At 62.6% G+C, this 25162-nt stretch carries 24 protein-coding genes; 13 read left to right on the forward strand and 11 right to left on the reverse strand.

Annotation, left to right across the window (positions count from 1 at the left end; translation table 11 throughout):
* Positions 1–38: 38 nt before the first annotated feature.
* From ACYQ47_RS08650 to ACYQ47_RS08675, 6 genes are read left to right on the forward strand one after another with little or no spacing between them, the layout of a single operon-like run.
* Positions 39–1304 (forward strand): MFS transporter, encoded by a 1266-nt coding sequence (locus tag ACYQ47_RS08650; protein ID WP_250494458.1) that lies wholly within the window; start codon positions 39–41, stop codon positions 1302–1304.
* Between the two features lie 12 nt (positions 1305–1316).
* Positions 1317–2510: an alpha-hydroxy acid oxidase gene (locus tag ACYQ47_RS08655; protein WP_250469186.1), complete on the forward strand. Its 1194-nt coding sequence runs from the start codon at positions 1317–1319 to the stop codon at positions 2508–2510.
* A 26-nt stretch (positions 2511–2536) separates the two neighbouring features.
* Entirely contained in the window at positions 2537–3373 is an 837-nt protein-coding gene (locus ACYQ47_RS08660) for a phytanoyl-CoA dioxygenase family protein (protein ID WP_244830965.1), read from the forward strand.
* Between the two features lie 4 nt (positions 3374–3377).
* Positions 3378–4487: a Zn-dependent alcohol dehydrogenase gene (locus ACYQ47_RS08665; protein WP_459905104.1), complete on the forward strand. Its 1110-nt coding sequence runs from the start codon at positions 3378–3380 to the stop codon at positions 4485–4487.
* A 9-nt stretch (positions 4488–4496) separates the two neighbouring features.
* On the forward strand, positions 4497–5492 hold the full coding sequence (locus ACYQ47_RS08670) for an alpha/beta fold hydrolase (protein ID WP_459905106.1): 996 nt from the start codon (positions 4497–4499) through the stop codon (positions 5490–5492).
* A gap of 56 nt (positions 5493–5548) precedes the next feature.
* Positions 5549–6568 (forward strand): GntR family transcriptional regulator, encoded by a 1020-nt coding sequence (locus ACYQ47_RS08675; protein ID WP_244830962.1) that lies wholly within the window; start codon positions 5549–5551, stop codon positions 6566–6568.
* A 7-nt stretch (positions 6569–6575) separates the two neighbouring features.
* Here ACYQ47_RS08675 and ACYQ47_RS08680 read toward each other — a convergent pair whose 3' ends face one another.
* Positions 6576–7505: a LysR family transcriptional regulator gene (locus ACYQ47_RS08680; RefSeq protein WP_459905108.1), complete on the reverse strand. Its 930-nt coding sequence runs from the start codon at positions 7503–7505 to the stop codon at positions 6576–6578.
* A gap of 126 nt (positions 7506–7631) precedes the next feature.
* Between ACYQ47_RS08680 and ACYQ47_RS08685 the strand changes: the two genes are divergently transcribed.
* The 5 genes from ACYQ47_RS08685 to ACYQ47_RS08705 all read left to right on the forward strand — a co-directional run bounded on the left by ACYQ47_RS08685 (position 7632) and on the right by ACYQ47_RS08705 (position 11135).
* The gene (locus tag ACYQ47_RS08685; protein ID WP_459905109.1) at positions 7632–8771 is read left to right on the forward strand and encodes an iron-containing alcohol dehydrogenase; all 1140 of its coding nucleotides are present in this window, start codon (positions 7632–7634) and stop codon (positions 8769–8771) included.
* 115 nt (positions 8772–8886) lie between these two features.
* Positions 8887–9090: a hypothetical protein gene (locus ACYQ47_RS08690; protein WP_244830959.1), complete on the forward strand. Its 204-nt coding sequence runs from the start codon at positions 8887–8889 to the stop codon at positions 9088–9090.
* Positions 9091–9217: 127 nt separating this feature from the next.
* Entirely contained in the window at positions 9218–10168 is a 951-nt protein-coding gene (locus tag ACYQ47_RS08695; protein WP_459905110.1) for an urea transporter, read from the forward strand.
* The gene (locus ACYQ47_RS08700; protein WP_250469192.1) at positions 10146–10922 is read left to right on the forward strand and encodes a class II aldolase/adducin family protein; all 777 of its coding nucleotides are present in this window, start codon (positions 10146–10148) and stop codon (positions 10920–10922) included. The genes ACYQ47_RS08695 and ACYQ47_RS08700 overlap by 23 nt, the downstream gene beginning before the upstream one ends.
* Positions 10923–10949: 27 nt before the next feature.
* Positions 10950–11135, forward strand: a complete 186-nt coding sequence (locus ACYQ47_RS08705; protein ID WP_016347879.1) for a 4-oxalocrotonate tautomerase — start codon at positions 10950–10952, stop codon at positions 11133–11135.
* Positions 11136–11230: 95 nt separating this feature from the next.
* On the opposite strand, the gene ACYQ47_RS08710 is transcribed toward ACYQ47_RS08705, so the two are convergent.
* The 7 genes from ACYQ47_RS08710 to ACYQ47_RS08740 all read right to left on the reverse strand — a co-directional run bounded on the left by ACYQ47_RS08710 (position 11231) and on the right by ACYQ47_RS08740 (position 20856).
* Positions 11231–11479 (reverse strand): hypothetical protein, encoded by a 249-nt coding sequence (locus tag ACYQ47_RS08710; protein WP_459905111.1) that lies wholly within the window; start codon positions 11477–11479, stop codon positions 11231–11233.
* Positions 11480–11663: 184 nt separating this feature from the next.
* Positions 11664–13838, reverse strand: coding sequence for a malate synthase G (locus tag ACYQ47_RS08715; RefSeq protein ID WP_459905112.1), 2175 nt, complete (start codon positions 13836–13838; stop codon positions 11664–11666).
* Between the two features lie 171 nt (positions 13839–14009).
* Positions 14010–14720, reverse strand: a complete 711-nt coding sequence (locus ACYQ47_RS08720; protein WP_250469195.1) for a UPF0149 family protein — start codon at positions 14718–14720, stop codon at positions 14010–14012.
* A 132-nt stretch (positions 14721–14852) separates the two neighbouring features.
* Positions 14853–17087 carry a xanthine dehydrogenase family protein molybdopterin-binding subunit gene (locus ACYQ47_RS08725; RefSeq protein WP_459905113.1) on the reverse strand — a complete coding sequence of 745 codons (2235 nt, stop codon included), beginning with the start codon at positions 17085–17087 and terminating at the stop codon, positions 14853–14855.
* Between the two features lie 21 nt (positions 17088–17108).
* The gene (locus ACYQ47_RS08730) at positions 17109–18113 is read right to left on the reverse strand and encodes an FAD binding domain-containing protein (protein ID WP_284507852.1); all 1005 of its coding nucleotides are present in this window, start codon (positions 18111–18113) and stop codon (positions 17109–17111) included.
* Between the two features lie 10 nt (positions 18114–18123).
* On the reverse strand, positions 18124–18753 hold the full coding sequence (locus ACYQ47_RS08735) for a (2Fe-2S)-binding protein (RefSeq protein ID WP_459905115.1): 630 nt from the start codon (positions 18751–18753) through the stop codon (positions 18124–18126).
* Positions 18754–19539: 786 nt separating this feature from the next.
* Complete coding sequence (locus ACYQ47_RS08740; RefSeq protein WP_459905116.1) at positions 19540–20856, reverse strand: MFS transporter; 1317 nt, start codon at positions 20854–20856, stop codon at positions 19540–19542.
* A gap of 400 nt (positions 20857–21256) precedes the next feature.
* Here ACYQ47_RS08740 and ACYQ47_RS08745 point away from each other — a divergent pair, with 400 nt between their 5' ends.
* Both ACYQ47_RS08745 and ACYQ47_RS08750 read left to right on the forward strand, forming a co-directional pair.
* The gene (locus ACYQ47_RS08745; protein WP_459905117.1) at positions 21257–21880 is read left to right on the forward strand and encodes a hypothetical protein; all 624 of its coding nucleotides are present in this window, start codon (positions 21257–21259) and stop codon (positions 21878–21880) included.
* A 153-nt stretch (positions 21881–22033) separates the two neighbouring features.
* On the forward strand, positions 22034–22534 hold the full coding sequence (locus ACYQ47_RS08750; RefSeq protein ID WP_459905118.1) for a DUF4019 domain-containing protein: 501 nt from the start codon (positions 22034–22036) through the stop codon (positions 22532–22534).
* 13 nt (positions 22535–22547) lie between these two features.
* Here the strand turns inward: ACYQ47_RS08750 and ACYQ47_RS08755 are convergent, their stop codons facing one another.
* The 3 genes from ACYQ47_RS08755 to ACYQ47_RS08765 all read right to left on the reverse strand — a co-directional run bounded on the left by ACYQ47_RS08755 (position 22548) and on the right by ACYQ47_RS08765 (position 24844).
* On the reverse strand, positions 22548–22853 hold the full coding sequence (locus tag ACYQ47_RS08755) for a high-potential iron-sulfur protein (RefSeq protein ID WP_250469200.1): 306 nt from the start codon (positions 22851–22853) through the stop codon (positions 22548–22550).
* Positions 22854–23313: 460 nt separating this feature from the next.
* Positions 23314–23442 (reverse strand): MFS transporter small subunit, encoded by a 129-nt coding sequence (locus ACYQ47_RS08760; RefSeq protein ID WP_244830947.1) that lies wholly within the window; start codon positions 23440–23442, stop codon positions 23314–23316.
* Positions 23443–23455: 13 nt separating this feature from the next.
* Positions 23456–24844, reverse strand: a complete 1389-nt coding sequence (locus ACYQ47_RS08765) for an L-lactate MFS transporter (RefSeq protein ID WP_459905120.1) — start codon at positions 24842–24844, stop codon at positions 23456–23458.
* Positions 24845–25162: the final 318 nt, after the last annotated feature.

A 25162-nucleotide genomic window follows, 5' to 3' on the forward strand; every position in this document is an offset into this window, starting at 1 on the left:
TTTTCAGCGCAAACCGAGGCCCTCACCAGGAGACATCGATGGAGACGCGTGCGCGCTGGACTCTCGTAAGTCTGTTGTTCGTAGGTGGAGCGATCAGTTATCTCGACCGGGCGGCGTTATCAATCACCGCGCCGCTCATTTCCCGCGAGCTCAACCTCGATCCCGCGCAACTCGGCATCGTGTTCTCCAGCTTTTTTGTGGGCTACGCGATCTTCTGTTTCGTCGGCGGCTATTCGGCGGATCGATGGGGACCGAAATCCGTGCTCGCCGTCTCCATGCTCGTCTGGTCGCTCTTTTGCGGATTGACGGCAACGGCGGTCGGCATCGTCAGTCTGTTGCTCGTGCGCATTGTCTTTGGCATGGGTGAAGGGCCGCTCTGCGCCAACATCAACAAGCTCGTTTCGAACTGGTTTCCGCGCAGGCAGCAGGCGAGCATGATCGGTATCGCGAATTCCGGACAGTCGGTCGGCGCGGCGATCGCGGGGCCCGTGGTCGGCTTTCTCGCGCTGGCGACGAGCTGGCGTACGTCGTTCGTGATCATCGGCGCGGTCGGCACGCTCTGGGTGCTCGCGTGGTTGCTGCTGGCGAAGGACAAGCCGTCGACGCCCATCGAGGAATCCGCCGAAGCCCTCGCGCAAGACGACGCGGCCCTCGCCGCCGATGGCTCCCCCGCGCCGTTGTCCACTTACCTGCTGCGCCCAGCGATCCTTTCGACCGCGTTCGCCTTCTTCGGCTACGCCTACATCCTGTACTTCTTCCTGTCGTGGTTCCCGAGCTATCTGACGATGGCGCATCACCTCAGCATTCAGAAGATGGCCGTGGTAAGCGTGATTCCGTGGGCGGTCGGCGCGACGGGCCTCGTGGTCGGCGGCCTGGTCTGCGACTGGATCTACAAGAAGACCGGCCGCGCCATCTTCGCGCGCAAGATCGTGCTGATCACGAGCCTGGGCGCGGGCGCGGTGTGCATCGGCGTGACAGGCACGGTGACGGACCTGACGAGCGCGGTCACGTTGATGGCCATCGCCGTCTTCTTCATGTACGCGTCGTACAACACCTACTTCGCGATCGTGCTCGATACCGTGGAAAAGCGGCGCGTCGGCGCGGTCGGCGGTTTCGTGCACTTCATCGCCAATCTGGCGGGGATCGTCGCGCCGGCCTTGACGGGTTTTCTCGTGCAATGGTCCGGCAACTTCAAGAGCGCGTTCTTGCTGACCGGCGCGATCGCCGCGCTCGGCGCGATCTTCGTCGCGGTGTTCGTAAGACCGCCCAAGCCTCAATTGCAGCTTCAACCCGAACTCGCGTAACGGCGAAAAATCATGCGACATTACGCGACTATCGAGGAACTGCGCATCGCCGCCAGGAAGCGCGTGCCGCGCATGTTCTACGACTATGTCGATGCCGGTTCGTGGACCGAATCGACGTATCGCGCGAACAGTGACGACTTCGCGCAACTGCAGTTCCGGCAGCGTGTCGCCGTGGATTTCAGCGAGCGCAATCTCACGACGACGATGGCTGGTATCCCCGTTTCGATGCCGGTCGCCATTGCACCGACCGGCATCGCCGGCATGCAGCGCGCGGATGGCGAGATTCTCGCGGCGCGCGCGGCCGCGCGCTTCGGTGTGCCGTTCACGTTATCGACGGTCAGCATCTGCTCGATTGAGGACGTCGCCGCGCATACGCAGAAGCCTTTTTGGTTTCAGCTCTACATGATGAAGGACCGCGGTTTCATTGCGGACCTGATTTATCGCGCGAAAATTGCCGGGTGTTCCGCGCTCGTCCTCACGCTCGACTTGCAGATTCAAGGCCAGCGCCACAAGGACAAACGGAACGGTCTGTCCGCGCCGCCAAAGCTCACGCTGCGCAACCTCGCGCATCTGTCGCGCTATCCGCGCTGGTGTGCGGGCATGCTGGGCACGCCGCGCCGCACCTTCGGCAATATCGTCGGACATGCGCCGGGCGTGACGGGCATCGCGTCGATGGCCGACTGGGCCGCGCGGCAGTTCGACCCGACGCTCACGTGGCAGGACATCGACTGGGTGCGCAAGCAGTGGGGCGGCAAGATCATCCTGAAGGGCATCCTCGACGAGGAAGACGCGCGCATTGCCCGCGATATCGGCGCGGACGCGCTCATCGTTTCGAATCATGGCGGGCGTCAACTGGACGGCGCGCCTTCGAGCATTTCCATGCTGCCGCGTATCGCAGAAGCCGTGCATGGCGATATCGAACTGCACATGGACGGTGGCATCCGCTCGGGACAAGACGTGTTGAAAGCGCTCGCTTGCGGCGCGCGCGGCGTGTACATAGGCCGCGCATTTCTGTATGGACTCGGCGCGGAAGGTGAAGCGGGCGTGACACGTGCGCTCGAAATCATCCGCGATGAACTCGATATGACGATGGCCCTCGCAGGCGTCACTGATGCACGCGCGATAGACGGCCGCGTATTGCGCTCAGGCGGCTTTACCTCCGGGCGCGGCGCGCTGGAAACACCGGTGCGCATGCAGGTTGCTTGAATCACGGAAAAAAGGAGACTCGCATCATGCTGAAGGCATTGACCCCGCAACAGGTTGAACATTTCCAGCAACACGGCTATGTCGCGCCCATTCGCGTGATGTCCGAAGAGACCGCGCTCGAACTGCGCAAGCGCCTGGAGGACTTCGAGCACGAGAAAAGTTCGTTCGCGAAGAAGGCGCTCAACGTAAAGAGCCATCTGCTGTTTCCGTGGCTCAACGATCTCGTGCGCAACGACAAGGTAGTCGATGCAATCGACGATCTCTACGGCGAGAATCTGCTGGTCTGGGCAAGCAGCTTCTTCATCAAGAACGCGCGCGACCCGGCCTACGTGTCGTGGCATCAGGACTCGACGTATTGGGGATTGTCCAAGCCCGATGTCGTGACCGCGTGGGTCGCGCTTTCGGAGAGCAACCGTTCGAACGGTGCGATGCAGGTCGTGCCGGGCACGCATCTGCTCGACCAGATGCCGCATCGCGATACCTTCAACGAGCACAATCTGCTCACACGCGGGCAGGAAGTCGCGGTGGAAGTGGATGAAGCGCAGGCGGTATCGATCGAACTCGCGCCGGGCGAGATGTCGCTTCATCATGTGCGAATCGTGCATGGCTCGCCGCCCAACCATTCGGACAAGCGGCGCATCGGCTATGCCATCCGCTATATCCCGACTTACGTGCGCCAGCTCGAAGGCGAGGACAGCGCCACGCTCGTGCGCGGCATCGATACGTACAACACCTTCGAGCACGAGCCGCGTCCGACCGAGGAACTGGACCCGGCGTTCGTCGCGCTGCATCAGCAGATCGGCGAGCGCAACCTGAACATTCTCTACAAGGGCGCGGGACAAACCGCAACCGGACGACGCTAGACGCATGACGAACACGAAATTCGAAGCAGCGGTCTTGGAGCGTAAAGGCGAGCCCTTGCAGCTCAGGCGCGTCACGCTCGGCAATCTGGCCGACACGGATGTGATCGTGCGCGTGAAGGCGACGAGCCTGTGCCATACCGATCTCGAAGCGGTGCGCGGCGACTTACGCACGCCGCTTCCGTTCGTGCCGGGGCACGAAGCGGCGGGTATCGTCGAATGGGCGGGCAACGCAGTGCGCGGCGTGAAGGTGGGCGACCATGTCGTCACGTCGTGGAATCCTCATTGCGGCGCGTGCTTTTACTGTGCGCGCAAGCTTTCGATTCTCTGCCAGGCGTATCGCGATCACGCGGCGCAGTCGTTCCATTTCGATGGCGCGCCTCGCCTCTTTCTCGACGATGGCGCGCCCGTGCATCAGTTGATGTATTCGGGCAGCTTCGCGGAGTTGTGCGTGGTGTCGGAAGAGTGCGCGGTGAAGGTGCCCCACGAGATGCCGTTCGACCGCGCGTGTCTCATCGGCTGTGGCGTGATGACGGGCGTGGGCGCGGCGCTGAATGTCGCGAAGGTCGAGCCGGGTAGTACCGTGACGGTAATCGGCTGCGGCGCGGTCGGTTTGTCGGCGGTGCAGGGCGCGCGGCTCGCGGGCGCGGCGCGCATCATCGCGGTGGATCGCGCGTCGGACAAGCTCGATCTTGCGCGCGCGGTCGGCGCCACTCACGCGCTTTCAGCCGACGACAACCTCGCTGCCGCGCATGCCGATCTGACCCAGGGACGCGGCGCGGATTACGTATTCGAGGCTGCGGGTAATCGCACATCGCTGCGGACAAGCGTGGAGCTTGCAAGGCCCGGCGCGCATGTCGTGTGGCTCGGCAAGCTGCCGGCGGAAGAAGAGGCCTCGTTTCGTTGGGCGAGCCTCATGGGCGAGAAACAGATCGTACGTTCGAGCTACGGCGGCGCGAACCCGGCCAGCGACTTTCCGATGCTCGCTAGAGCGTATCTCGACGGCTCGCTGAAACTCGACGAGTACGTGACGTCGCATATCGCGCTTGCCGATATCAACGACGGCTTGCAAAGGCTCGCCACGGGCGCGGAGCTGCGCGCGGTCATCGAATTCTGAGCGAACGTCATGCGTCATCCCGACATGCAACCCGGCTGGATCGACGCGCCGCATCGCAGCGCGACGCTCGGGCGCTTCGCGCTGGAATCGGGCGAACATATAGACGATCTGCTCGTGTCCTACGTCGTGCACGGCGATATCGGCGACCGCGCACGGCCCGTGGTATTGGGCTTGTGCGCGATCGGCAGCACGCATCATCGGCTGGACTTTCTGATCGGCGAGGCGCGTGCCTTCGACCCGCAAAGCGTGAACATCGTCGTCGTGGATGCGCTCGGCAATGGCTTGTCGAGTTCGCCTTCTAATGCGTTGAGCCAGGGCGGCGAGCGCTTTCCGCGTTTTACCATCCGCGACATGGTGAAGAGCCAGAAGGCACTGCTCGATCATCTCGGCATCGATGAAGTGGCCGCCGTGGTCGGCGCGTCGATGGGCGGCATGCAGGCGTTGCAGTGGGGCGTGACGTTTCCGCGCTTCATGCGCAAGCTCGTCGCGCTAACGCCGATGGCGAAGACCACGCCCTGGTCGCAGGCGATCAATCATGCGGGACGCAGCGCGCTTTCTAAGTCGAACGGAGACTGGAGCGCGTGGCTCGCGGTGATGCAGATCATCGCCATGCGTACGCCCGAACGCTTCGCCGATGACGCCGCGAAAGCGGGCGGCACATACGCCTGGCTCGATGCGCGCGCCGCATGGTGGGCGACGCAGCGCGCCGATCCGCTCGACTGGATTGCGCAGTCGCATGCCTACGATACCCACGATGTCGGCACCACCCCCGGCTTCGATGGCGACACCGCAAAGGCGCTGGCCGCGATCGCGGCACCCACGCTCGTCTGCGTGCCCGCGCTCGATCTCTACAATCCCGTTGAAGCGGGCGTCTGGGCCGCGGAGCACATTCCGCAAGCGACCTTGCTGCGGCTGCCCTGCACGAGCGGGCACATGATGGCCTCGGAAGCGGACCCGCAGGCGGCGGCGCAGCTGAACGACGCCATCGCCGAATTCATGCGGTGACGGCGCATACGTGCTGGGGTATGGTTGAGCATCGATCGAATCTGCACGAAGAACACATGAGCCAGTTGAACACCTACGCGACGAATGCCGCCGATACCCCGCCGCTCGATGCAGGCGGCTCCATCCAGCATCGCACTTACCGGCTGTTGCGCGAGATGATCGAGGACGGACGTATCGCGCCTGGAGAAAAGCTGCTCGAAGCGCAGGTCGCGAAGTCTTTTTGCATCAGCCGCTCGCCTGCGCGTATTGCGCTTGCGGCGTTGTGCGCTGACAAGATTATCGTCGAGAGCGAGGGGCGCGGGTATCGCGTGGCGGGAACGGCATCGGCGGAACGTGCGGGCAAGGCGGCCGTGCTCGACAAGGTCGAACTCACTAACGAGCCGCAATGGCAGCGCATGTATGCCGATCTGGAGCGCGAACTTTGTACGCGCGTGCTGTTCGGCTCGGTGCGTATTACCGAGGAAGCGCTGGCGCAGTACTTCGACGTGAGCCGCACTGTGGCGCGCGGCGTCATGGCGCGCATGCATAGCGTGGGCGCGCTGTCGCAGGACCGCAATGGACACTGGATTGCCGAACAGGTGACCGAGGCGCGTATTGGGCATCTCTTCGAAATGCGCCGTTTGCTCGAACCGACCGCGCTGGTGCATGCCGCGCCGCTTGTTTCGCGCGAATTTCTCGAAGGCGTGCGCGAGCGGCTCATCGGCGCGATCGAGGCCACGCATCGCGGCGGCGCCGAAATGGACATGGCGGAAACAGACCTGCATATCGACCTGCTCGCGCATTGCCCGAACAAGGAGATCGTGTTTGCGCTGCAGCGTACGCATGTGCTGTTCGTGCCGACGCGCTATTTGAGCGACCCGTATCTGCAGATTCCCGATCAGCTCATCAGCGATGCCTTCACGGAGCATCTGCGCATCATCGACGACATTCTCGCCGGCAAGCCCGAACGCGCGGCGCAGACCTTACAGGAGCACATCGGCGAAGCGGATACACGGTGGATGCTGCGCTTCGAGATCATCCGGCGCTTGAGGCAGCCCGATCTTCCGCCGTATCTTTCGTCGCTCGGCAGCGTCTGATTCCTGTTCACGCGCGGCCGGCTTCTTCGATCGCCTGCATCAAAAGACGCACGCCGGGAGACAGAGGCGCGTCGCGCCGCGTGACCAGTTCGTAAGGCTCGCTACGCGACGACAATGCAAGCGGCAAGGTGCAGACGATGCCATGCGCCGTGCAAAAGCGCGCGACATCCACGGACACCAGCGCCACTAGCGGCGGGTTTTTCTGTAGCAGAGAAAGCGTCGCGAACGCAGATGTGGTTTCGAGCAGATGCGCGGGAAAACGCAGGCCTGCATCGTGAAACTCGCGTTCGAGCAAGAGGCGCATGGGCATGTTCGCGCGATACACGACCCACCGGTGCTTCGCCAGATCCTTCAAGGCTACGCGCTTTCTCTTCGCCAAGGGATGCTCCGTATTGGCGATGACCGCGAGCGTCTCGTCCTGCACGATCGCGCTGTCGTAGAGATACGGCGTCTGACTCACGCTCGTGCGGCACACGGCGAGATCGAGCCGGCCGGCATCGATCAGACTCAGCAACGTCGCGCTCGTATCTTCCACGATTTCCACCGACATCTCCGGCTGACGCGTGGCGACTTCGGTGATCGCATCGGTCACGAGCGGCACCGCGCCCATGATGACGCCGACCGCCACGCGCCCGCCGTATCCACGCATGATGCCGACGATCTCTTCACGCAAATGCGCCAGGTCCGTATGAATGAGCCGCGCATAGCGGATCACGCAATGGCCGATCGCGTTGGGTTCGAGCCCGCGATTGGTCCGCACGAATAGCGGCGCGCCGAAGGTGGTTTCGATTTCATGGAGCGCCTTGCTCGCGCCCGGTTGCGTGAGCGCGAGTTGCCTTGCCGCGCCGAGCAGCGAGCCGCGTTCTTCGAGCGCGATGAGAAGCCGCAACTGTTTGACATGCAGGCGGGAGATGATCGAGTCGATGCTGGGCGTCATGGCCGCGAGGGTTGAGTAAAAGTTATAGCGGTATCAATTGTCGTCAGTATCGCCGCGAAGTTCTCCGACGTATACTCGACCACCACCGCGGCGCGCTTCGCTCCATATAACCTTTCCTCAGTCACCATGTCCCTCATCAACTACATCACGCAGATTCAGTTCGACTTCGGCGCGTTGCGCCTGCTTGCGGGAGAGTGCGAACGCTTCGGCATCAAACGCCCGCTGATCGTGACCGATGCAGGCATTCGCGCAGCCGGTCTGCTCGATAAAGTCGTCGATGCGCTGGGCGCGCAAACGCCCGCGCCGGTATTCGACGCGACGCCGCCGAATCCGAACGAAGCGGCCGTGCGCGCGGCGGTGGCGATGTATCGCGAGAACGATTGCGACGGCGTGATCGCGGCAGGCGGTGGTTCGTCCATCGATCTGGCGAAGGGCGTGGCCGTCTGCGCAACCCACGAAGGTCCGCTGCAAAGTTTCGCGGTGATCGAAGGCGGCCTTGCGCGCATCACGGCGGCGACCGCCCCGGTCATCGCCGTTCCGACGACGGCGGGCACCGGCAGCGAAGTGGGTCGCGGCGCGATCCTGATTCTCGACGATGGCCGCAAGGTCGGCGTGATCTCGCCTTATGTTGTGCCAAAAGTCGCCATCTGTGACCCCGAACTCACGCTGGGCCTACCGCCGCTAATGACCGCCGCCACCGGCATGGACGCCGTGGCACACTGTCTCGAAACCTTCATGGCGCCGGTGTTCAACGCACCCGCCGACGGTATCGCGCTCGACGGCTTGTGGCGCGCGTGGCGGCATATCGAACGCGCGACGCGCAATCCCGCCGACCGCGTGGCGCGCTGGAACATGATGAGCGCGTCGATGCAGGGCGCGCTTGCGTTCCAGAAGGGTCTCGGCTGTGTGCACAGCCTGTCGCACTCGCTCGGCGGCATCAACCCGAAGCTGCATCACGGCACGCTAAACGCCATTTTCTTGCCGGCGGTCATCGCGTTCAACAGCAGCGCGCCGACCATGCAGGAAGAGAGCAAGCTTTCGCGCATCGCGCAGGCAATGGGCCTCGCATCCGGCGATGAAGTCGGCGAGGCCATCCGCGCGATGACCGCGACGCTCGGACTGCCGCGCGGTTTGTCCGATCTCGGCGTGACGCGCGAATTGTTCCCGCGCATCATCGCGGGCGCGCTGAAGGACCACAGTCATAAGACGAATCCGCGCGAGGCATCGACGAAAGACTACACGGCGATTCTCGAGGCATCCCTGTAATTCGGGCCGGAAGCCAAGACGAGCGACGGCGGCCGATTTGCGGCATTGCAACACGACCCTTACGGGAAAACCCTAGGTTCTGTTACAATGGTTGGCAAATTTTGGGGAACTTGCCATGGGCCGCCGCTTCGTTGTCGTAGAAAAGATCGCTTTTACCTTGCTCACCATGTCCGCCGTGCTGGACGCGAGCTATATCACCTGGGAGAGTCACCCTAATTTCCGTGAGAACGTTACGGAAATCGTCAAGATGAGTTCAGACCTCTCGTTGGCGAACCCCGGCGGCGACGCCACGCCGCTCGTTCCCATGGCGTTCAATTAAGTTTCACGTCGCCGCGCTCGCCTTCTTCGAGCGCGGCAGTCGCATACCCGCTATACGGCCCGCCGTCGCACGGCGCGCGCACCTTGTCTTATGCTGGCGGCTCCTCAAGCCGTTTCCGCCGCCACGCATGTCCGCCGCCATCCAAACCAACGCCAGTTTCGGCGATCAAATCACGAGCTTTGCCCGCAGCATCGGGCAGATCGTCCTGCAGCGTAATGCCGCGACGGGCGTCTGCATCTTCGTCGCGCTGCTGTGCGCGAATCCCCGGCTCGCGTGCGGTCTGCTTATCGGCGCGTTGACGGGCAACGTCATTACCGTCATCACGCAAGACGCGGATTCCCCCGCCATGCGCGACGATCTCTACGGTTTCAACGGCGCATTGGCCGCGCTCGCGGCGTTCACGTTTATCGGCGATGCATCGCAGGCGGCGGCTGTGGCCATTGTCGCGGCGATGGCCGCGACGCTCATCGCCCCCACGCTCGCCGGCAGACTCATGCGCTCTGGCTTGCCGATCTTCTCCAGCCCGGCGATCATCGTGACCTGGTGCTGGCTGCCGTTTCTGGCCGGGCGCGGCGATACAGGCGCGATTCCGCCCGTCGCGACGGGCTTCGTTTCCATGCTGCAAGCGGCTTTCGCGGGCCTCGCGCCGATTGTCTTCGCGACCGGCGCGCTGGCCGGTGCGCTCATCGCAATCGGGCTGTTTGCCGCCGGGCCGTCGCGTGCGGCGTGGGCGCTCGCGGGCAGCGGACTCGGCGCGTTTCTGCACGCACTCGGCGGCGCAAGCGATGCCGTCGCGCTCTCCGGTGCATGCGGTTTCAATGCGGCGCTCGCGGCGCTGGCTGCCGCGCCGCTCGGCGGCCGCTATGCGCTGCTGGCGATCGTCGCATCGGTGTTGTTCGAGCGCGTGATCGATTGCCTGGGCGTCGCCGCGTTGACCGCGCCTTTCGTGCTGGCGTCGTGGACGGTGCTTTGCATGGCGCGCCGTCTCGAGGCGCATACGGACAAGTCGCATCGCATGCAGGCAGCGCCCGCTCTCGTCGATAAAGGAGACTCACATGTCGTTCACCCACACGCCTGAGCGCCGCATCGCGGAAAGCGGACCGCGTTCGGCGGCCGAAGCGGCGACGCGCGCCGATCTGGCGGCGGCGTATCGGCTCGTTGCGCTCAACGGCTGGGACGATGTCGTCTATACGCACATCTCGGCAAGCGTTCCCGGCGAGCCCGGCCGCTTTCTGATCAACCCGTTCGGGCTTTCCTTCGACGAAGTCACGGCGTCGAATCTCGTCAAGATCGATATCGATGGCAACGTGATCGGCGCGAGCGCGCATCCCGTGAACGCGACCGGCTTCGCGCTGCATGGCGCGGTGCACGCCGCCCGTGCCGATGCCGTTTGCGTGATGCATCTTCACGTGCGCGAAGCGATCGCCGTGTCCGCGCAACCGCACGGTTTGCTGCCCGGCTCGCAACATGCCATGCGCTTTCACGGGCACCTGGCGTACCACGATTACGAAGGCCTCGCGTTTTCGCCGGCGGAAGGCGAGCGGCTGGTTGCGAGTCTCGGCGCGCATCGCGCCATGCTCTTGCGCAATCACGGGCCGCTTACGCTTGGGCGCACCATCGCCGAGGCTTACGTGCTGATGGATATGCTCGTGAAGGCGTGCGATATTCAGCTGCGCGCGCTGGCGGGCGTGGGCAAGATGATCGTGCCGAATCCGGATGTCGTCGCGCGCACGGCCGCACAATTGCACGATGACGATGCGATCGAAGGCGCACTCGAATGGCCTGCGCTGCTGCGCAAGCTCGAGCGCATCGACCCGTCGTATCGGGAATGAAGGTTCAACTCAAAGGAGATCGACGGCATGCCGACATTCAACATTCAACTGTTCGAAGGCCGCACGGCGGAAGAGAAGCGCAAGTTCGTCGAGGCGATCACGCGTACGACTTGCGAGACGCTCGGCTGCGAGCCGGGCTCCGTGGATATCATTCTGACGGATGTGAAGCGCGAGAATTGGGCGACGGCAGGGAAGCTCTGGTCGGAGCAGTAGTTGTGGGTTCATGTGGCTGACGTTTCGGCTTTCTGCCGCTTTGGATGAATCGCCGGATCTCAATTTTTCGACCGGATCCGAGCGCGATGCGCGCGTCATACGACGGGCGACACCTCTTCAGCGGCAAGCGCGGCCTTCACCGCAGGGCGTGCGCCGATCCGGTCCACAAAGCGTGCGAGCGACTTCCAGCGCTCGATGTCTATTGAGAAGTGCGGCAGCCACGACAGTATCGTGTAAAGGTAGGCGTCCGCCACACCGAAGTCGCCGACCTGTGCGGCGGCCTTCGAGACAGATCGCGCATCCGCCACGGCCACCAGCAAACGCCAATGCATCAAGTTCATCATGATCGGATGGGCTTAAGGGGAAATCGCGGGCGAGCGCTTCGGGGCGCCATGCGTCGATTGCATCGACCGCTTTTGAACAAGGTTTGACGCAGATGAATGCAACCTAAGTACCTTCAGCCGAACTCTCGTTGCGTAAGTGACTAATCGACGAAGGACCGCCAAGCGGCCCTTCATCCGAAGCAACTCAAGCCGTCTGCTTGGCTGCCAGCCGGAACTTATGCAACAACGGTTCCGTATACCCGCTAGGCTGCGTACGACCCTCGAACACCAGCGCGCACGCCGCCTTGAACGCATACGAACTGTCGAATGCCGGCGCCATAGGACGATAATGCGGGTCTGCTTCGTTCTGCTGGTCCACCACGGCGGCCATGCGTTCCAGCGTTTGTCTCACCTGCTCTTCCGTGACGATGCCATGCCGCAGCCAATTCGCAATGTGCTGGCTCGAAATGCGCAAGGTGGCGCGGTCTTCCATCAGGCCGACATCGTGAATGTCCGGCACCTTCGAACAGCCCACGCCCTGATCGACCCAGCGCACCACATAACCGAGAATGCCCTGTGCGTTGTTCTCGATCTCGCTCTTGATGTCGTCTTCCGACCAGCTCGGCTTTTCGACCACCGGAATGGTCAGCAGGCCATCCAGCAGTTCGTTCTTCACGCCGTCGTAGTCGATGCTCTCCATGTCCTGCTGAACGTGCTGCACATCGACTTGATGATAATGCAGCGCATGCAGCGTGGCCGCCGTGGGCGAAGGCACCCACGCCGTGTTCGCGCCCGCCTTCGGGTGCGCGATTTTCTGCTGCAGCATGGCGTGCATGAGATCGGGCATCGCCCACATGCCCTTGCCGATCTGAGCGCGGCCGCGCAAGCCGGTGTTCAGCCCGACGAGCACGTTGTTGCGCTCGTATGCGCCAATCCAAGCGGACGACTTCATGTCGCCCTTGCGCATCATCGGGCCGGCTTCCATCGACGAATGCATTTCGTCGCCGGTGCGATCCAGAAAGCCCGTGTTGATGAACGCGACGCGCGCGCCCGCCGCCGCGATACATGCCTTGAGGTTCACGCTGGTGCGGCGTTCCTCGTCCATGATCCCCATCTTGATGGTATGACGCGGCAAGCCAAGCAGGTCCTCGACGCGCGTGAAAAGCTCGTCCGAAAACGCCACTTCGGCGGGACCGTGCATCTTCGGCTTGACGATATAGATGGAGCCCGTGCGCGAGTTGATCTTGTTCTTGAGGTCGTGCAGCGCGCCGAGCGTGGTCATCACCGCGTCGAGAATGCCTTCGGGAATCTCGTTGCCGTCGCGATCGAGCACGGCGGGGTTGGTCATCAGATGCCCGACGTTGCGGATGAAGAGGAGCGAGCGGCCATGCAGCTTGAGCGTCGAGCCGTCGGGCGCGGTGTATTCGCGGTCGGGGTTCAGGCTGCGCGTGAAGCTCTTGCCGTTCTTCGTCACCTGCTCGGCGAGATTGCCCTGCATGAGACCGAGCCAGTTGCGATAGAGCGCGGTCTTGTCCGCGGCATCGACGGCGGCCACCGAATCTTCGCAATCGATGATCGTGCTCACCGCCGCTTCCATCAGCAGGTCCTTGACATGCGCGCCATCCGTCTTGCCGATGGGATGATCGGCGTCGATCTGAATCTCCACATGCAGGTCATTATGCTTGAGGAGGATGGCGTGGGGCGCGCTGGCATCGCCCTGAAAGCCCGCGAACTGTTCCGGGTTCGCAAGGCGGCTCTTGTCGTCCTTCAGCGTGACGACGAGCTTGCCCTGTTCGATGCTGTACTTCGTGGCGTCGGCATGGGAGCCGTGCGCGAGGGGCGCATTGTCGTCGAGAAAGGCGCGTGCATAGGCGATTACTTTCGCGCCGCGCTTAGGATTGAACTCGGCCGTGCGCTCGGCGCCGTCGCTTTCGTCGATGGCATCGGTGCCATACAGCGCGTCATACAGACTGCCCCAGCGTGCGTTCGCGGCGTTGAGCGCATAGCGCAGATTCGACAGCGGCACGACGAGTTGCGGACCGGCCTGTTCGGCGATTTCGCGATCGACATTGGCGGTCGTTGCGCGCACGCTGGCAGGCGCGGGCACGATATAGCCAATCTCTTCCAGAAACTTGCGATACGCGCGCAGGTCGCGCACCGGGCCAGGATTGCCGCGATGCCAGTTGTCGAGTTCGGTCTGCAGGCGGTCGCGCTCGGCGAGCAACGCGCGGTTCTTCGGTGCGAGATCGTGCACCAGGGCGTCGAAGCCTTTCCAGAAGGAAGCAGTATCGACGTCCGTGCCGGGAATGGCTTCTTCTTCGACGAACTTGGCGAGACTCGTGGCGACCTTGAGGCCGTGTTGTTGGGTCATGTCGGTCATGGGCACTCCGGCTGAACGATGCTTCAGGGGTTTTTGGGCGGGCTGGGCAATATGGTAGCGCGGATTGACGGCGGGTCGCTGTTCGAAACGGCAAGCGTGGGCGCTGCGGGCTTCATACGGAACGCCTTCCGGTGCGTACGCAACGGCGCCGGAAGACGATTGGCCCGCGCATCAATGCAGCGTCGGAAGATTGCCGCCGCAGCACTGCTTGTACTTGCGGCCGCTGCCGCACGGGCACGGGTCGTTGCGTCCGACTTTCGGCTCCAGCCGCTTCAATGGCATGGGAGAGAGACCGGCTGCCCGCGCCTTTCGCTGCGGCTCGAAGAACCGGTAGATCGTGCTCAGGTTCTCGCACATCTGGCCGATCAGTCCATCGCGCGTTTCGTTTTCGATGGAAAGCGACTGCAAGGTGCGGTTGTCGTCGTGTTCGTGATGCAGGGCCAGCACGGGAGCCAGCAAACGCGCGCGCGTGTCGTCCCTGAGCAGGCTGCTCCAGCTTTCGGCACGCATGCCGACGCCACGGATGAAGCCATGCGCCCAGTCGTTCGCGTTCGCCACGCCGCTCTCGTCTTCTTCGAGCACAGGCTCGTAATGATGCGAACTATCGAGCGTGCGCGCCAGTTCGCCCACGACGACATTCCAGTGGCGTATCAGCAATCCGGTGATCTCGGTTGCCTGCCGTTCGCTATCGAACTCGAAATCGGTGTTCCAGATTTCAGGAAACCATTCGCTGGACTTGATGAGGTCGGGGCAACACGCCAGGGCAGCGAAGAAGCCATCGACCATTTCGACGTTCATCGCGTTCGGACCAACGGATGCGAGGAAGTCGTCGAGCTGGTTGAGTTCGTCGTCGGAAAGATTGTCGGGGCGGATCGAGGGCACGTTTGAAGATTGGACGTTTAGAGTTTTCGGGCAGGAGTCACTTCATCGATTGTACGGCCTGCTTGTTTTCCTCCGATCGAAGGCCAAGGAAAAGGCCCGGTCTCGAAAGACCGGGCCTCACCGTGCATCGACTCACACAGCCGCTTCCAGCAAGTCCTCGATCATCACCGGCAGCTTTCTCACCCGCACGCCGGTTGCGTGATAGACCGCGCCCGTGATCGCCGCCGCGATCCCGGCAAGCCCGATCTCCGCGATCCCGCGTGCGCCGAGTTCGTTGAAGATGGTGTCCGGATGATCGAGGAAGGTAACGTCGAGCTTCGGCGTATCCGCGTTGGTGGCGACGACGTAATCCGCGAAATTGCTGTTGATCGGCGCGCCGCTGCGCTCGTCGTAGATCGTATGCTCGAAGAGCGCCATGCCGACGCCCATCACCACCGCGCCTTCCACCTGATTGCGTCCCGCGCGCGGATTGAGAATCTTGCCGCCGTCGATCACCGTCACCACGCGGCTCACGCGCAAGCGCGCCGTCGCCGCGTCCCAGGTCACTTCGGCGAAATGCGCGCCGTACGAGTGAATCGACCACTTCTTCTTGAGTGGATCGTCGAAGCCGCCTTTTGCGCTGCCGCTCCCCGATGCCGCATGCATGTTCGACAACTCGAGGATCCGCGTATAAGGCACGCCGCTTTCCGCCGATTCGTTCTTGCGATGCACGCGTGCGCCACTCAACGCGAGATCGTCCGGCTTCGCGCCCGCGAACGGCGATCCCTCCGCCTGCGATGCACGTGTGAGCACGATCTTCACCGCCGCGCGCACGGCATCCGACACCGCCGGAATCACGGATGCCGTCGCCGCCGAGCCGCCGGAAATGGGACCGATGGGCAAGGCCGTATCGCCGAGACCGACTTCGATCTTGCGTAGCGCAATGCCGGTGTGCTCGGCCACCAGCTGCGCGAGGATCGTGTACGTGCCGGTGCCGATATCCTGCGTGCCGCACGCAACCCGCGCCGTGCCGTCCGCGCGCAGATCGACCGCCGCTTCCGCCGAGAAGCGCAAGCCAGGCCAACTGCATGCGCCGACGCCCCAACCGAGCGTCAAGCCATCGCGCTTCATGGACCCGACCTCGGGCGTGCGCTTCGCCCAGCCGAATTTCTCCGCGCCAGTCTTGAGACATTCGACGAGATGCCGTGACGAGAACGGCAAGCCGCTGCTTTCATCGACGGTGGGTTCGTTACGCAGCCGCAATTCCACCGGATCGATCTTCAAGGCGACCGCGAGTTCATCCATCGCCGATTCGAGTGCGTAGAGACCGGGCACCGCGCCTGGACCGCGCATCGACGTGGGCGAACCGACGTTGCGCTTCGCGACGCCGCCCGTCACGCGCAAATTGGCCGTGCTGTACATCTGCGGCGTGGCTTCGCCGCAGTCTTCGGCGTATTCGTCGGCGAGCGCGGCGTGGTTCAGAAAATCATGCCGCAGCGACACGAGCTTGCCGTCTTGCGTGGCCGCGAGCCGCACGCGCTGTTGCGTCGTCGGCCGATGTCCCACGTTCTGGAACATCATCTTGCGGCTCAGCACGAGCTTGACCGGATGCCCGGTCTGCTTCGTCGCGACCGCCGCGAGCAGGGAATGCGGCCACATCCACAGCTTGCCGCCGAAACCCGAGCCGAGGTAGCGCGAGATCACGCGCACTTTCTCTTTCGGCACGCCGAGCATCTGCACGAGCGTGCCGCGATGGTTCGACACCGCCTGGCTCGTCTCGTAGAACGTGTAGCTGTCGCCGTTCCAATGCGCGATGGTCGAATGCAGTTCGATCGGATTGTGCGTCTCGACGGGCGTCACGTAGGTCTCGTCGATTTTCACGGGCGCTTCGTCGAAAGCACTCGCGGCATCGCCGCGCTCGCTCGCGACCTTCGGCTCTTCGGCGGCGGTCAGGGCCGTGCTGACGTCGTGCGGCGTGACGTCGTAGCTCACCTTGATCGCGGCCGCCGCCGCGCTCGCTGTTTCGAAGGTTTCGGCAATCACGCACGCGACGTATTGGCCGTAATAGCGGATCACGTCGTCTTCGAAGGGCGGACGTTGTTCATCGGTATAACCGTCTTCGAACGAATTGCCGGGAATGCGATACAACTTGCCGATATTGCCGCGATGCAGAATCAGCTTCACGCCGGGCATGGCCTGCGCGGCCGCGAATTCGAGCGATGTGATCCTGCCGCTCGCGATGGTGCTGCCAACCGGCACGGCAACCAGCATGCCGGGCAGATCGACGTCTGAGGTGTAAGTCGCGCGGCCGCAAACCTTCAGCGGTCCGTCTATACGCGACTGGGGTCGTCCAATGAAGGACGACGTGGTGTCGGGTGCGGTGGACATGGGCGGGTTCCTCGGTCGGTGTCAGGATGCCTGGGTGGCAAGTTTCAACGCCTGCACGATGCAGCGCTTCGCCAGTTCCACCTTGAAGCCGTTTTCGCTTTGCGGCTTCGCATCGGCGAGGGCGGCATCGGCGGCGCGGCGAAAACTCGCTTCGTCGGGCGTGGCGTCTTGCAAAACCTGTTCGGCTTCGCGCGAGCGCCACGGTTTCGTCGCCACGCCGCCGAGTCCCACGCGCACATGCGCGATACGCCCGTCCTTCACACCGACGACAATCGCCGCCGACGCCAGCGCGAATTCATACGACGCCCGGTCGCGCAACTTCAGGTACACCGAACGCGCGCCTGCCACCGGCGCGGGCAGGCTGACGTGCGTGACGAGATCGCCGGCTTCGAGCACGTTCTCGCGCTCGGGCGTGTCGCCGGGCAGGACGTAGAACGCGTCGATGGGAATCGCGCGCTGGCCCTTCGCGCCTTCGACGTGGATGGTCGCTTCGAGCGCGGCGAGCGCCACGTTCATGTCCGACGGATTGCTCGCAATGCACGTGTCGCTCGTGCCGAGAATCGCCTGCGTGCGATTGAAGCCATGAATCGCGGAACAGCCGCTGCCAGGCTCGCGCTTGTTGCAGGGCGAAGCCGTATCGCGGAAATAGACGCAGCGCGTGCGTTGCAGCAGATTGCCGGCCGTCGTCGCCATGTTGCGCAACTGGACGGACGCGCCCGCGAGCACCGCCTGCGACAACACCGGATAGCGCTCCTTGATGAGCGGATGGTGCGCGAGGTCCGAATTACGCGCGGTCGCGCCGATGCGCATGCCGCCGTCATCGGTGGCATCGATATGATCGAGCGGCAGACGGCTGATATCGATAATCCGCAAGGGCTTTTCGACATTGAGCTTCATCAGGTCGAGCAGCGTCGTGCCGCCCGCGAGAAAGCGCACTTCGGCGCCTTGCTGCGCGGTATGCGCCGACGCGCCCGCCGCAATCGCGTCGCGCAAGTCGCGCGCGCGGGAAAGCGTGAACATTTCCATGGCGCTCTCCTTAAGCCTTGTTGCCGCGCACGGACTGGATCGCCATGACGATGTTCTGATACGCGCCGCAGCGGCACAGGTTGCCGCTCATCGCTTCGCGCACGTCGTCGTCGCTCGTGCCGACGGGTTCGTCGAGCAGCGCCACCGCCGACATGAGTTGACCGGCCGTACAGTAGCCGCACTGATAGCCGTCGCATTCCACGAATGCGGCCTGCAGCGGATGCATGTCCTCGACTTCGCCGATGCCTTCGATGGTCGTCACGGCGTCGCCGTCGTGCGCGGCGGCAAGACACAGGCACGCGTTCACGCGGCGGCCGTTCACATGCACCGTGCATGCGCCGCACTGACCGTGATCGCAGCCCTTCTTCGTGCCGGTGAGATGCAGATGTTCGCGCAACGCATCGAGCAGCGTCGTGCGCGGATCGAGCGAGAGCGCGTGGCTCTGGCCGTTGACGGTGAGATTGAAGCTGACGCTAGCGTCGCCGGTTTTTGCTGGCGGCGGCGCGAGCACGTCGGCGGTGGCTTGCGCGGCCTGCATTTGCATTTGCGGCTGCGAGGCGACGTCGGCGCCAGGGACGCGCGTCGCGGCGCGCTTGGCCCTGTCTCGTTCGTTCGTGGATTGGGGGACTGGATGTTGCATCGAGCGTTCTCCTGGGTATGACAGCAGTGCCTGGAAGTGCAACGGGATGCGGCGAGAGTGTGTCGATGCGCGCTCGTGAAAGCGGCGCAAGATGGCGGCGCGGCGAGGGTCTGCGCGATGCGGCAGGACGTTCGAACAGCGCGTACGCGAGCGGCGAAGCAGGAACGATGACGCCAGGACGACACTCAGCCAGTATAGGCAGCGGTCCGGTCATTACAGAAGGAGTACGTGAAGGCCGGCCGCGCTTGAGTTTCGAAAGCGTTGGCCGCACGAAGCGTGCCCGAAGGCACACGCGTGCTATTCGGTTGAACGATTCTGCGAGAGGCCCGGCGCTGGCTGGCGTTGGCGACAGCGAAACGCGATGAACTGGCTCGAATCGAATTGCCCGATTCGATGCGCGCCGGCCTTCAATGAGGCATGAAGATACGCGCGATCACGGAGAGGCCAAATGCGCCGGCCGTGCAAAACACAACCAGCAGTACGACGATCACGAGCAGGCGCACGATCAATTGCATTGCGTCGGTCCAAAAAAATTGGCCGCTTACGCGGCCAGAAGGAGGGGTGGATCGGTCAGATTAGAGCTTAGGGGCGCATTCTTAAGCCTGACTTAAGCGGCTTTACTGGCCTCGCGCGGCCTTGAGCGGCTTGAGGCGTGCGCCGGTCTGGCTGCGATCCGCATGCGTGGACGTCTCCGGCAAGTGCGTCCGCGTGGCGTGCCATGAAGATACCCGAAATGAGCGGGCGCTGATCGGGTTCGTGGCCGCGCTTGGCACTGAGCACCGGCACTTAGCGCAGCGCGTCGCTGTAGCGGTCGCGCAGCGGCAGGATGGTCGCAAGCGCGACCGCGCTGCCGAACATCACGTAATAGCAGATGGAGAGCGCGTCGCCGGTGGTCATCGTCAGCCATTGCACGATGGCGGGTGCAAAGCCGCCGAAGATCATTACCGCGACGTTGTAGCTCACCGAAATGCCCGTCGAACGCACGCTCGATGGCAGCAACTCCGAGATGAACGCCGGATAGCAGCCCTGGTAGATGCCGAGATACATCATGAGCACCGCCTGGCAGGCGATCAGCATCGGCAGGCTCGGATGCGCGGTCAGCACCGCGAAGATCGGATACGCCGTAATGAGCGACAGCACGAGCGCGCCCGTCATCAGCTTCTTGCGGCCCACGCGGTCGGACAGCTTGCCGGAAATCGGGCAGCAGACGAGATACACCAGCGCGCCGATGCTCGAACTGATGAGACCGTCGGTGAGCGCGAGATGCAGTACGCGCGTTGCATGCGTCGGCAGATACAGCAGAAAGATGTATGTGCCGATGGTGCCGAAAACCGTCAGCCCGAAGCCCGCGAGCACGGGCATCCAGTGCTTGGTGGCGGTATCGCGGATAGGCCGCGCCGAGAGCTCGTTCTTTTGCGCTTTTTCGACGAACACTGGCGATTCATCGAGCTTCGAACGCAAATAGAGCCCCACGGGCACGATCATCAGCCCGAGCACGAACGGCACGCGCCAGCCCCAGCTAGTGAGATGTTCCGGCGAAAGCGTGCGTGTAAGCACCGCGCCGAAGAGCGAGCCGCACAGACTCGCAGCCGCTTGCGCGACCATCTGGAAACTGCCGAAATAACCGCGCCGGTTCGAGGGCGCGTATTCGACGAGAAACGCCGTCGCGCAGCCGACTTCGCCGCCGGCGGAAAAGCCTTGTATCAGGCGGCCGAGCAGCATGAGCAGGGGCGCGGCCACGCCGATTGCCGCATAAGTCGGCGCGAAGGCGATGATCGCGATACCGACCGCCATCAACGAAATGGTCAGCGTGAGCGCGGACTTGCGCCCGACGCGATCGGCGACGGCGCCAAGCACGATGCCGCCGAGCGGCCGCGTAAGAAAACCCACGCCGAACGTCGCCCAAGTGGCAAGCAGCGAGATGGTCGGATTGGTTGCCGGAAAATACAACTTCGCGATGATGACGGCGAAAAAGCCGTAGACCATGAAGTCGAACCATTCGAGCGCATTGCCGATGGTCGAGACGACGATGGCGCGTCGGCCCGACATATTGGACGTGGCGCTTTGTTCGGCCGCATGTGAAGCGGGAAAGGCGGTACTCATCGAGTGTGCTCCGATGGTGGGTCTTCGGGTGCGCACGGGAGAACGCCTGCGCGCCTCTGCAACAACAGAACATTACGCCTTGACGGACTAAGAAAATAAATAATTTACGACGGGTTTTCGTAAGCTTTGAGAAAGGAAGGGGGCGCGTCGAATTCATTTTGCGTGATGTGTTTGCGGTCCGGCAGCCATCGACCATCTCTTTTCATACGCACTTCTACCAAATGTTTCAAACCTGCTTAAAGATGAGGCGTTTCCGGCTTGCTTAGCAACCCTCAGGACTTTAAATTCAAAGCATGCGATTACGTCGCGCGATCAATTGAAGCGCGTGCGCCTTTTGTCGGAAACGACGATACGGTTTTGTTCGGGTCATGGTGGCCTGGATTTTTGTCTGGAGCAAAGCATGCAACAACGCAGTTCTTGTTTCGTTCGACTCGTTTCCACATCCATCGCGATGAGCGCGCTTCTTCTTGGCGCGCCTTTCGCTCATGCCAACGACAAGGCTCAGTCAGGCGCGGCTACGGCAGTGAACGCAAGCCCGGCTATTGCCGATGCGGCTGTCGTCGAGGCAACGGCCAAGATCACACATGTTTTCGCCGATACCAACAGCGTGGAGATTCAGGGCGCGCGAGGTGACAAAGAGGTCATCGCTGTCGATCCGTCGATTGCGGATGTGAAGAAGCTGAAGGTAGGCGATGAGCTGCACATTCAGTACCGTGGCGCGGTATTGATGTCCGCGGACAAGGTCGACCCGAAAGGCGTGCGTTCGCGGGTGAGCGCGAGCCAGACATCGCCGGCATCGGAGGGCGTGGTGGTATCGACGTCGGGCGTGCAGGTGGTGGCCGTGGTACAGAAGATCGATCCGCAGACGCGTGAAGTCACGCTTGCGGGTCCGAAGCGGGTGGTGACCATGAAGGTATCGCCGGATGTTTCGCTCGACAAGCTCAAGGTTGGCGACAGCGTGCTTGCCACGTACATGGCCGCAACCGCGGTGGACGTGACGCGCAACGGAGAGATTGTGAAGTAACCAGCGTCGTCGCAGATCAGGGTGACTTGAGTTTCAGTCACCCTCCTTTTACTTGCGTGCGGGTTTGAAATTCAGAAACTCAGTATTTCTTATTATCGTGACGAAACCGCGCGATACAATCTCTTCCATGAAACACGCACCACGGCCCGCCCGATGAAAGCAAGCTTCAAACTTCTTCTCTTCGTTGTTTCGCTGATATCGTTTGCCGGGGCGTGCCAGGCGCAGCAGGCACAACAAGCACCGCAGACCGCTCAAGCGCCGCACGCGCTTACCCGCGAGCAGCAGGCGCAACTCGACAAGCAAGATCAGGATATCGCGCAAGTGGCGTCGACTATCGTGAAGATGGTCGATGAAAACAAGGCGGGCGATATCTGGGATCTTTCCTCGCCGCTGGCCCGGAAAGTCATTACGCGCGACGACTTCGTGAAGAAGGTTACGAATGATCGCGCCGCGCTCGGTGCGGCCGGCATGCGTATGCCGCTGGGTGTCAGGCACCTTCGTTTCGATGGCACGGGCAACATGCCTGCGGGCTCGTACATCACCGTCACGTTCGATACGCAATTCAGTCAGGCGCAGAAGTCGTCACGCGAGATCGTCACTTTCATTCTCGATCCGGACAATAGCTGGCGCTTCGCGGGGTATTCGGTACGTTGACCGGGCGGCTGGCTCACATATTCGTGTAGGAGGCGCACCAGCCTTTGCCTGCCACGAGTTTGTCGCCGAAGAGTGTGCAGCCGCCCCATGCATCGGTGGATTTGCCTTGAAAGAGCGAGCAGTTGCCGCACGACTGCTCGGCTGCGAAGTTGGGGTACTTCGTCCTATCCACTTTCGCGGCGTCTTCCCTGTAGCCGACTGCCGCGGCCGCGGGATCGGTCTCGTTTAGATGCGCGGCTGCGGCATCGGCGCGAATGAGCCAGAGAGAGGCGCTTGCTCCAGCGCTCATCACGACGAATTTTCGGCGGGTCAGTTTCATTTTGTTTGAGGTGGACGCGGCACACGTAGGATTTTCAGCACGATACGCCCAATGCGTTGCAGACAGCTTTCAACGCGACTGCAATTCGAACGACCGGTCGGATCACGGGCTAATTTTCTTTGCATTTTCTCTTAACGCGAGCGCAACGCCAGGTATTTCACTCGACGCTAAACCTTTGCGCGTTCGTGCCGTAAATCAGGCCAGAAGGGTTCGCAAACGTATCAATGCGCGGTTGCAAACGCCGCGATTTTTTGCAAGGAGAACGACTGTGAGTGAAGCTGAATGGATGATGGCCGGTTTTTACGTTGCCGCACTCGTTTGCGGAAGCTTGTTCATGAGCACGCTGGCGCGGCGCGGTTTGAAACGGCTTGAGGCGCGGGGGCATTGAGGGAACGAAGCCACGACGAGAGGCGACGCGCCCGACGCAACCAAGCGTCCGGCGCCGCCTCAGTCAATTCAATCAATGAAACAACTTCCCCGCCTGCGTCAACGTGTTCGTCACCCCCCACGCGAGCGGAATCAGCACATACAGCCAGAACACGAGCATCAAGCCTTTGTTCGCGGGCGCACCTGCTTGTCGATCATCCATCGTCTCTCTCCTCTTAGCCAGCAGTTCTCATGTGATGGCTTTCATCCACCCGCTTCACGAGCAGGTTGCAGATAAAGCCGATCACGAGCAGCACTGTCATGATGTGCAGCGTCATCGTGTAGGCATCCGCTTTCGCGACGCCATGCGCCACTTCGTACGCGCGGATGTAGTTGACGAGCACCGGTCCCGCGATGCCCGCCGCCGCCCACGCGGTCAAGAGCCGTCCGTGAATGCCGCCGACGAAGGCCGTGCCGAACATGTCCGCGAGATACGCCGGAATGGTCGCGAATCCGCCGCCGTACATCGACAGGATCACGCCGTAAGCCGCGACGAAAAGCGCGATGTTCCCTGACTGCGCGAACTGCGGCACGAGAAAGTACAGCACGGCGCCGAGCGCGAAGAACACGAAGTATGTGTTCTTGCGCCCGAGCCAGTCCGACGCCGACGCCCACACGAAACGCCCGCCCATGTTGAAGAGCGACAGCAAGCCGACGAAGCCCGCCGCAGCGCCCGCCGTGATCGATGTCTTGAAGCTTTCCTGAATCATCACCGAAGGCTGCCCGAGCACGCCGATGCCCGCCGTCACGTTCAGGAACAGCACGAGCCACAGCAGATAAAACTGCGGCGTCTTGAGCGCTTGATCGATATGCACGTGGCTCTTCGTGATCATCTTGTTCGACGTCGCGGCCGGGGTCCAGCCTGCCGGTTTCCAGTCGGCCGGCGGGACGCGAATGGCGAGCGCGCCAATGGTCATCGAGATGAAATACAGCACGCCGAGCACGACGAAGGTCTCGGTCACGCCGACGCTCGTCGCGCTCTTGAAGTGGTTCATCAAGGCGACCGAGCCGGGCGCCGCGATCATCGCGCCGCCGCCGAAGCCCATGATCGCCATGCCCGTTGCCATGCCGCGCCGGTCCGGAAACCAGCGGATCAACGTCGATACCGGCGATACATAACCCAGCCCCAGCCCGATTCCGCCGATCACGCCATAGCCGAGATACAGCAGCCAGATCTGATGCAGCGACACGCCGAGCGCCGACACGAGAAAACCGCCGCCGAAGCAGCAAGCGGCCGTGAACATGGTGCGGCGCGGACCGACCTTTTCGAGCCACTTGCCCGCGAATGCCGCCGACAGTCCCAGGAACACGATGGCCAGTGAAAATATCCAGCCGAGTGTCGTGAGCGACCAGTCATCGGGCGCGGTCTGCGTAATGCCGATCACACGCGTGAGCGGCGCGTTGAACACCGAGAACGCGTAAGCCTGGCCAATACACAAGTGGACCGCGAGCGCGGCGGGCGGCACCATCCAGCGTGAGAAGCCGGGCCGCGCGATGGTCGCTTCCTTCGAAAAAAAACCATGTGGGCCGTGCGGCGCAGGCCCTGGATTGATCGTACTGTTCATTGTGGTCTCCTTTGCGCGTATCGATAAGCCATGTACGCGCTTCTGCTTTTACTTGAATTCACCCCACGCAAAATGTGCTCCAAGCCTTATGGAAACATTCAGTAAGGATGGACGTGACGTTAGACAAGAGCGATGCGCTTGGCAATATGAATCCCCGTGCCATAAGCGTTCGTCCTGACTCGGGCTGTGCCGCATCGCTACAGGGCACGACAAGTGTTCCGAAAATGGACAACGCGCTACGCGACGCGCCACGCGCTTCATCAAGCGCCATAAGCGTCGTTAGGCGTATACCCCGAATGGCACGGAACTCGCAGAAGT

It is taken from the genome of Caballeronia sp. HLA56 (genome assembly GCF_054655155.1).

Coding starts and splice junctions, on each gene's coding strand:
- ACYQ47_RS08650 (WP_250494458.1), top strand. CDS start 39: ATGGAGACGCGTGCGCGCTGGACTCTCGTAAGTCTGTTGTTCGTAGGT.
- ACYQ47_RS08655 (WP_250469186.1), top strand. CDS start 1,317: ATGCGACATTACGCGACTATCGAGGAACTGCGCATCGCCGCCAGGAAG.
- ACYQ47_RS08660 (WP_244830965.1), top strand. CDS start 2,537: ATGCTGAAGGCATTGACCCCGCAACAGGTTGAACATTTCCAGCAACAC.
- ACYQ47_RS08665 (WP_459905104.1), top strand. CDS start 3,378: ATGACGAACACGAAATTCGAAGCAGCGGTCTTGGAGCGTAAAGGCGAG.
- ACYQ47_RS08670 (WP_459905106.1), top strand. CDS start 4,497: ATGCGTCATCCCGACATGCAACCCGGCTGGATCGACGCGCCGCATCGC.
- ACYQ47_RS08675 (WP_244830962.1), top strand. CDS start 5,549: ATGAGCCAGTTGAACACCTACGCGACGAATGCCGCCGATACCCCGCCG.
- ACYQ47_RS08680 (WP_459905108.1), bottom strand. CDS start 7,505: ATGACGCCCAGCATCGACTCGATCATCTCCCGCCTGCATGTCAAACAG.
- ACYQ47_RS08685 (WP_459905109.1), top strand. CDS start 7,632: ATGTCCCTCATCAACTACATCACGCAGATTCAGTTCGACTTCGGCGCG.
- ACYQ47_RS08690 (WP_244830959.1), top strand. CDS start 8,887: ATGGGCCGCCGCTTCGTTGTCGTAGAAAAGATCGCTTTTACCTTGCTC.
- ACYQ47_RS08695 (WP_459905110.1), top strand. CDS start 9,218: ATGTCCGCCGCCATCCAAACCAACGCCAGTTTCGGCGATCAAATCACG.
- ACYQ47_RS08700 (WP_250469192.1), top strand. CDS start 10,146: ATGTCGTTCACCCACACGCCTGAGCGCCGCATCGCGGAAAGCGGACCG.
- ACYQ47_RS08705 (WP_016347879.1), top strand. CDS start 10,950: ATGCCGACATTCAACATTCAACTGTTCGAAGGCCGCACGGCGGAAGAG.
- ACYQ47_RS08710 (WP_459905111.1), bottom strand. CDS start 11,479: ATGATGAACTTGATGCATTGGCGTTTGCTGGTGGCCGTGGCGGATGCG.
- ACYQ47_RS08715 (WP_459905112.1), bottom strand. CDS start 13,838: ATGACCGACATGACCCAACAACACGGCCTCAAGGTCGCCACGAGTCTC.
- ACYQ47_RS08725 (WP_459905113.1), bottom strand. CDS start 17,087: ATGTCCACCGCACCCGACACCACGTCGTCCTTCATTGGACGACCCCAG.
- ACYQ47_RS08730 (WP_284507852.1), bottom strand. CDS start 18,113: ATGGAAATGTTCACGCTTTCCCGCGCGCGCGACTTGCGCGACGCGATT.
- ACYQ47_RS08735 (WP_459905115.1), bottom strand. CDS start 18,753: ATGCAACATCCAGTCCCCCAATCCACGAACGAACGAGACAGGGCCAAG.
- ACYQ47_RS08740 (WP_459905116.1), bottom strand. CDS start 20,856: ATGAGTACCGCCTTTCCCGCTTCACATGCGGCCGAACAAAGCGCCACG.
- ACYQ47_RS08745 (WP_459905117.1), top strand. CDS start 21,257: ATGCAACAACGCAGTTCTTGTTTCGTTCGACTCGTTTCCACATCCATC.
- ACYQ47_RS08750 (WP_459905118.1), top strand. CDS start 22,034: ATGAAAGCAAGCTTCAAACTTCTTCTCTTCGTTGTTTCGCTGATATCG.
- ACYQ47_RS08755 (WP_250469200.1), bottom strand. CDS start 22,853: ATGAAACTGACCCGCCGAAAATTCGTCGTGATGAGCGCTGGAGCAAGC.
- ACYQ47_RS08760 (WP_244830947.1), bottom strand. CDS start 23,442: ATGGATGATCGACAAGCAGGTGCGCCCGCGAACAAAGGCTTGATGCTC.
- ACYQ47_RS08765 (WP_459905120.1), bottom strand. CDS start 24,844: ATGAACAGTACGATCAATCCAGGGCCTGCGCCGCACGGCCCACATGGT.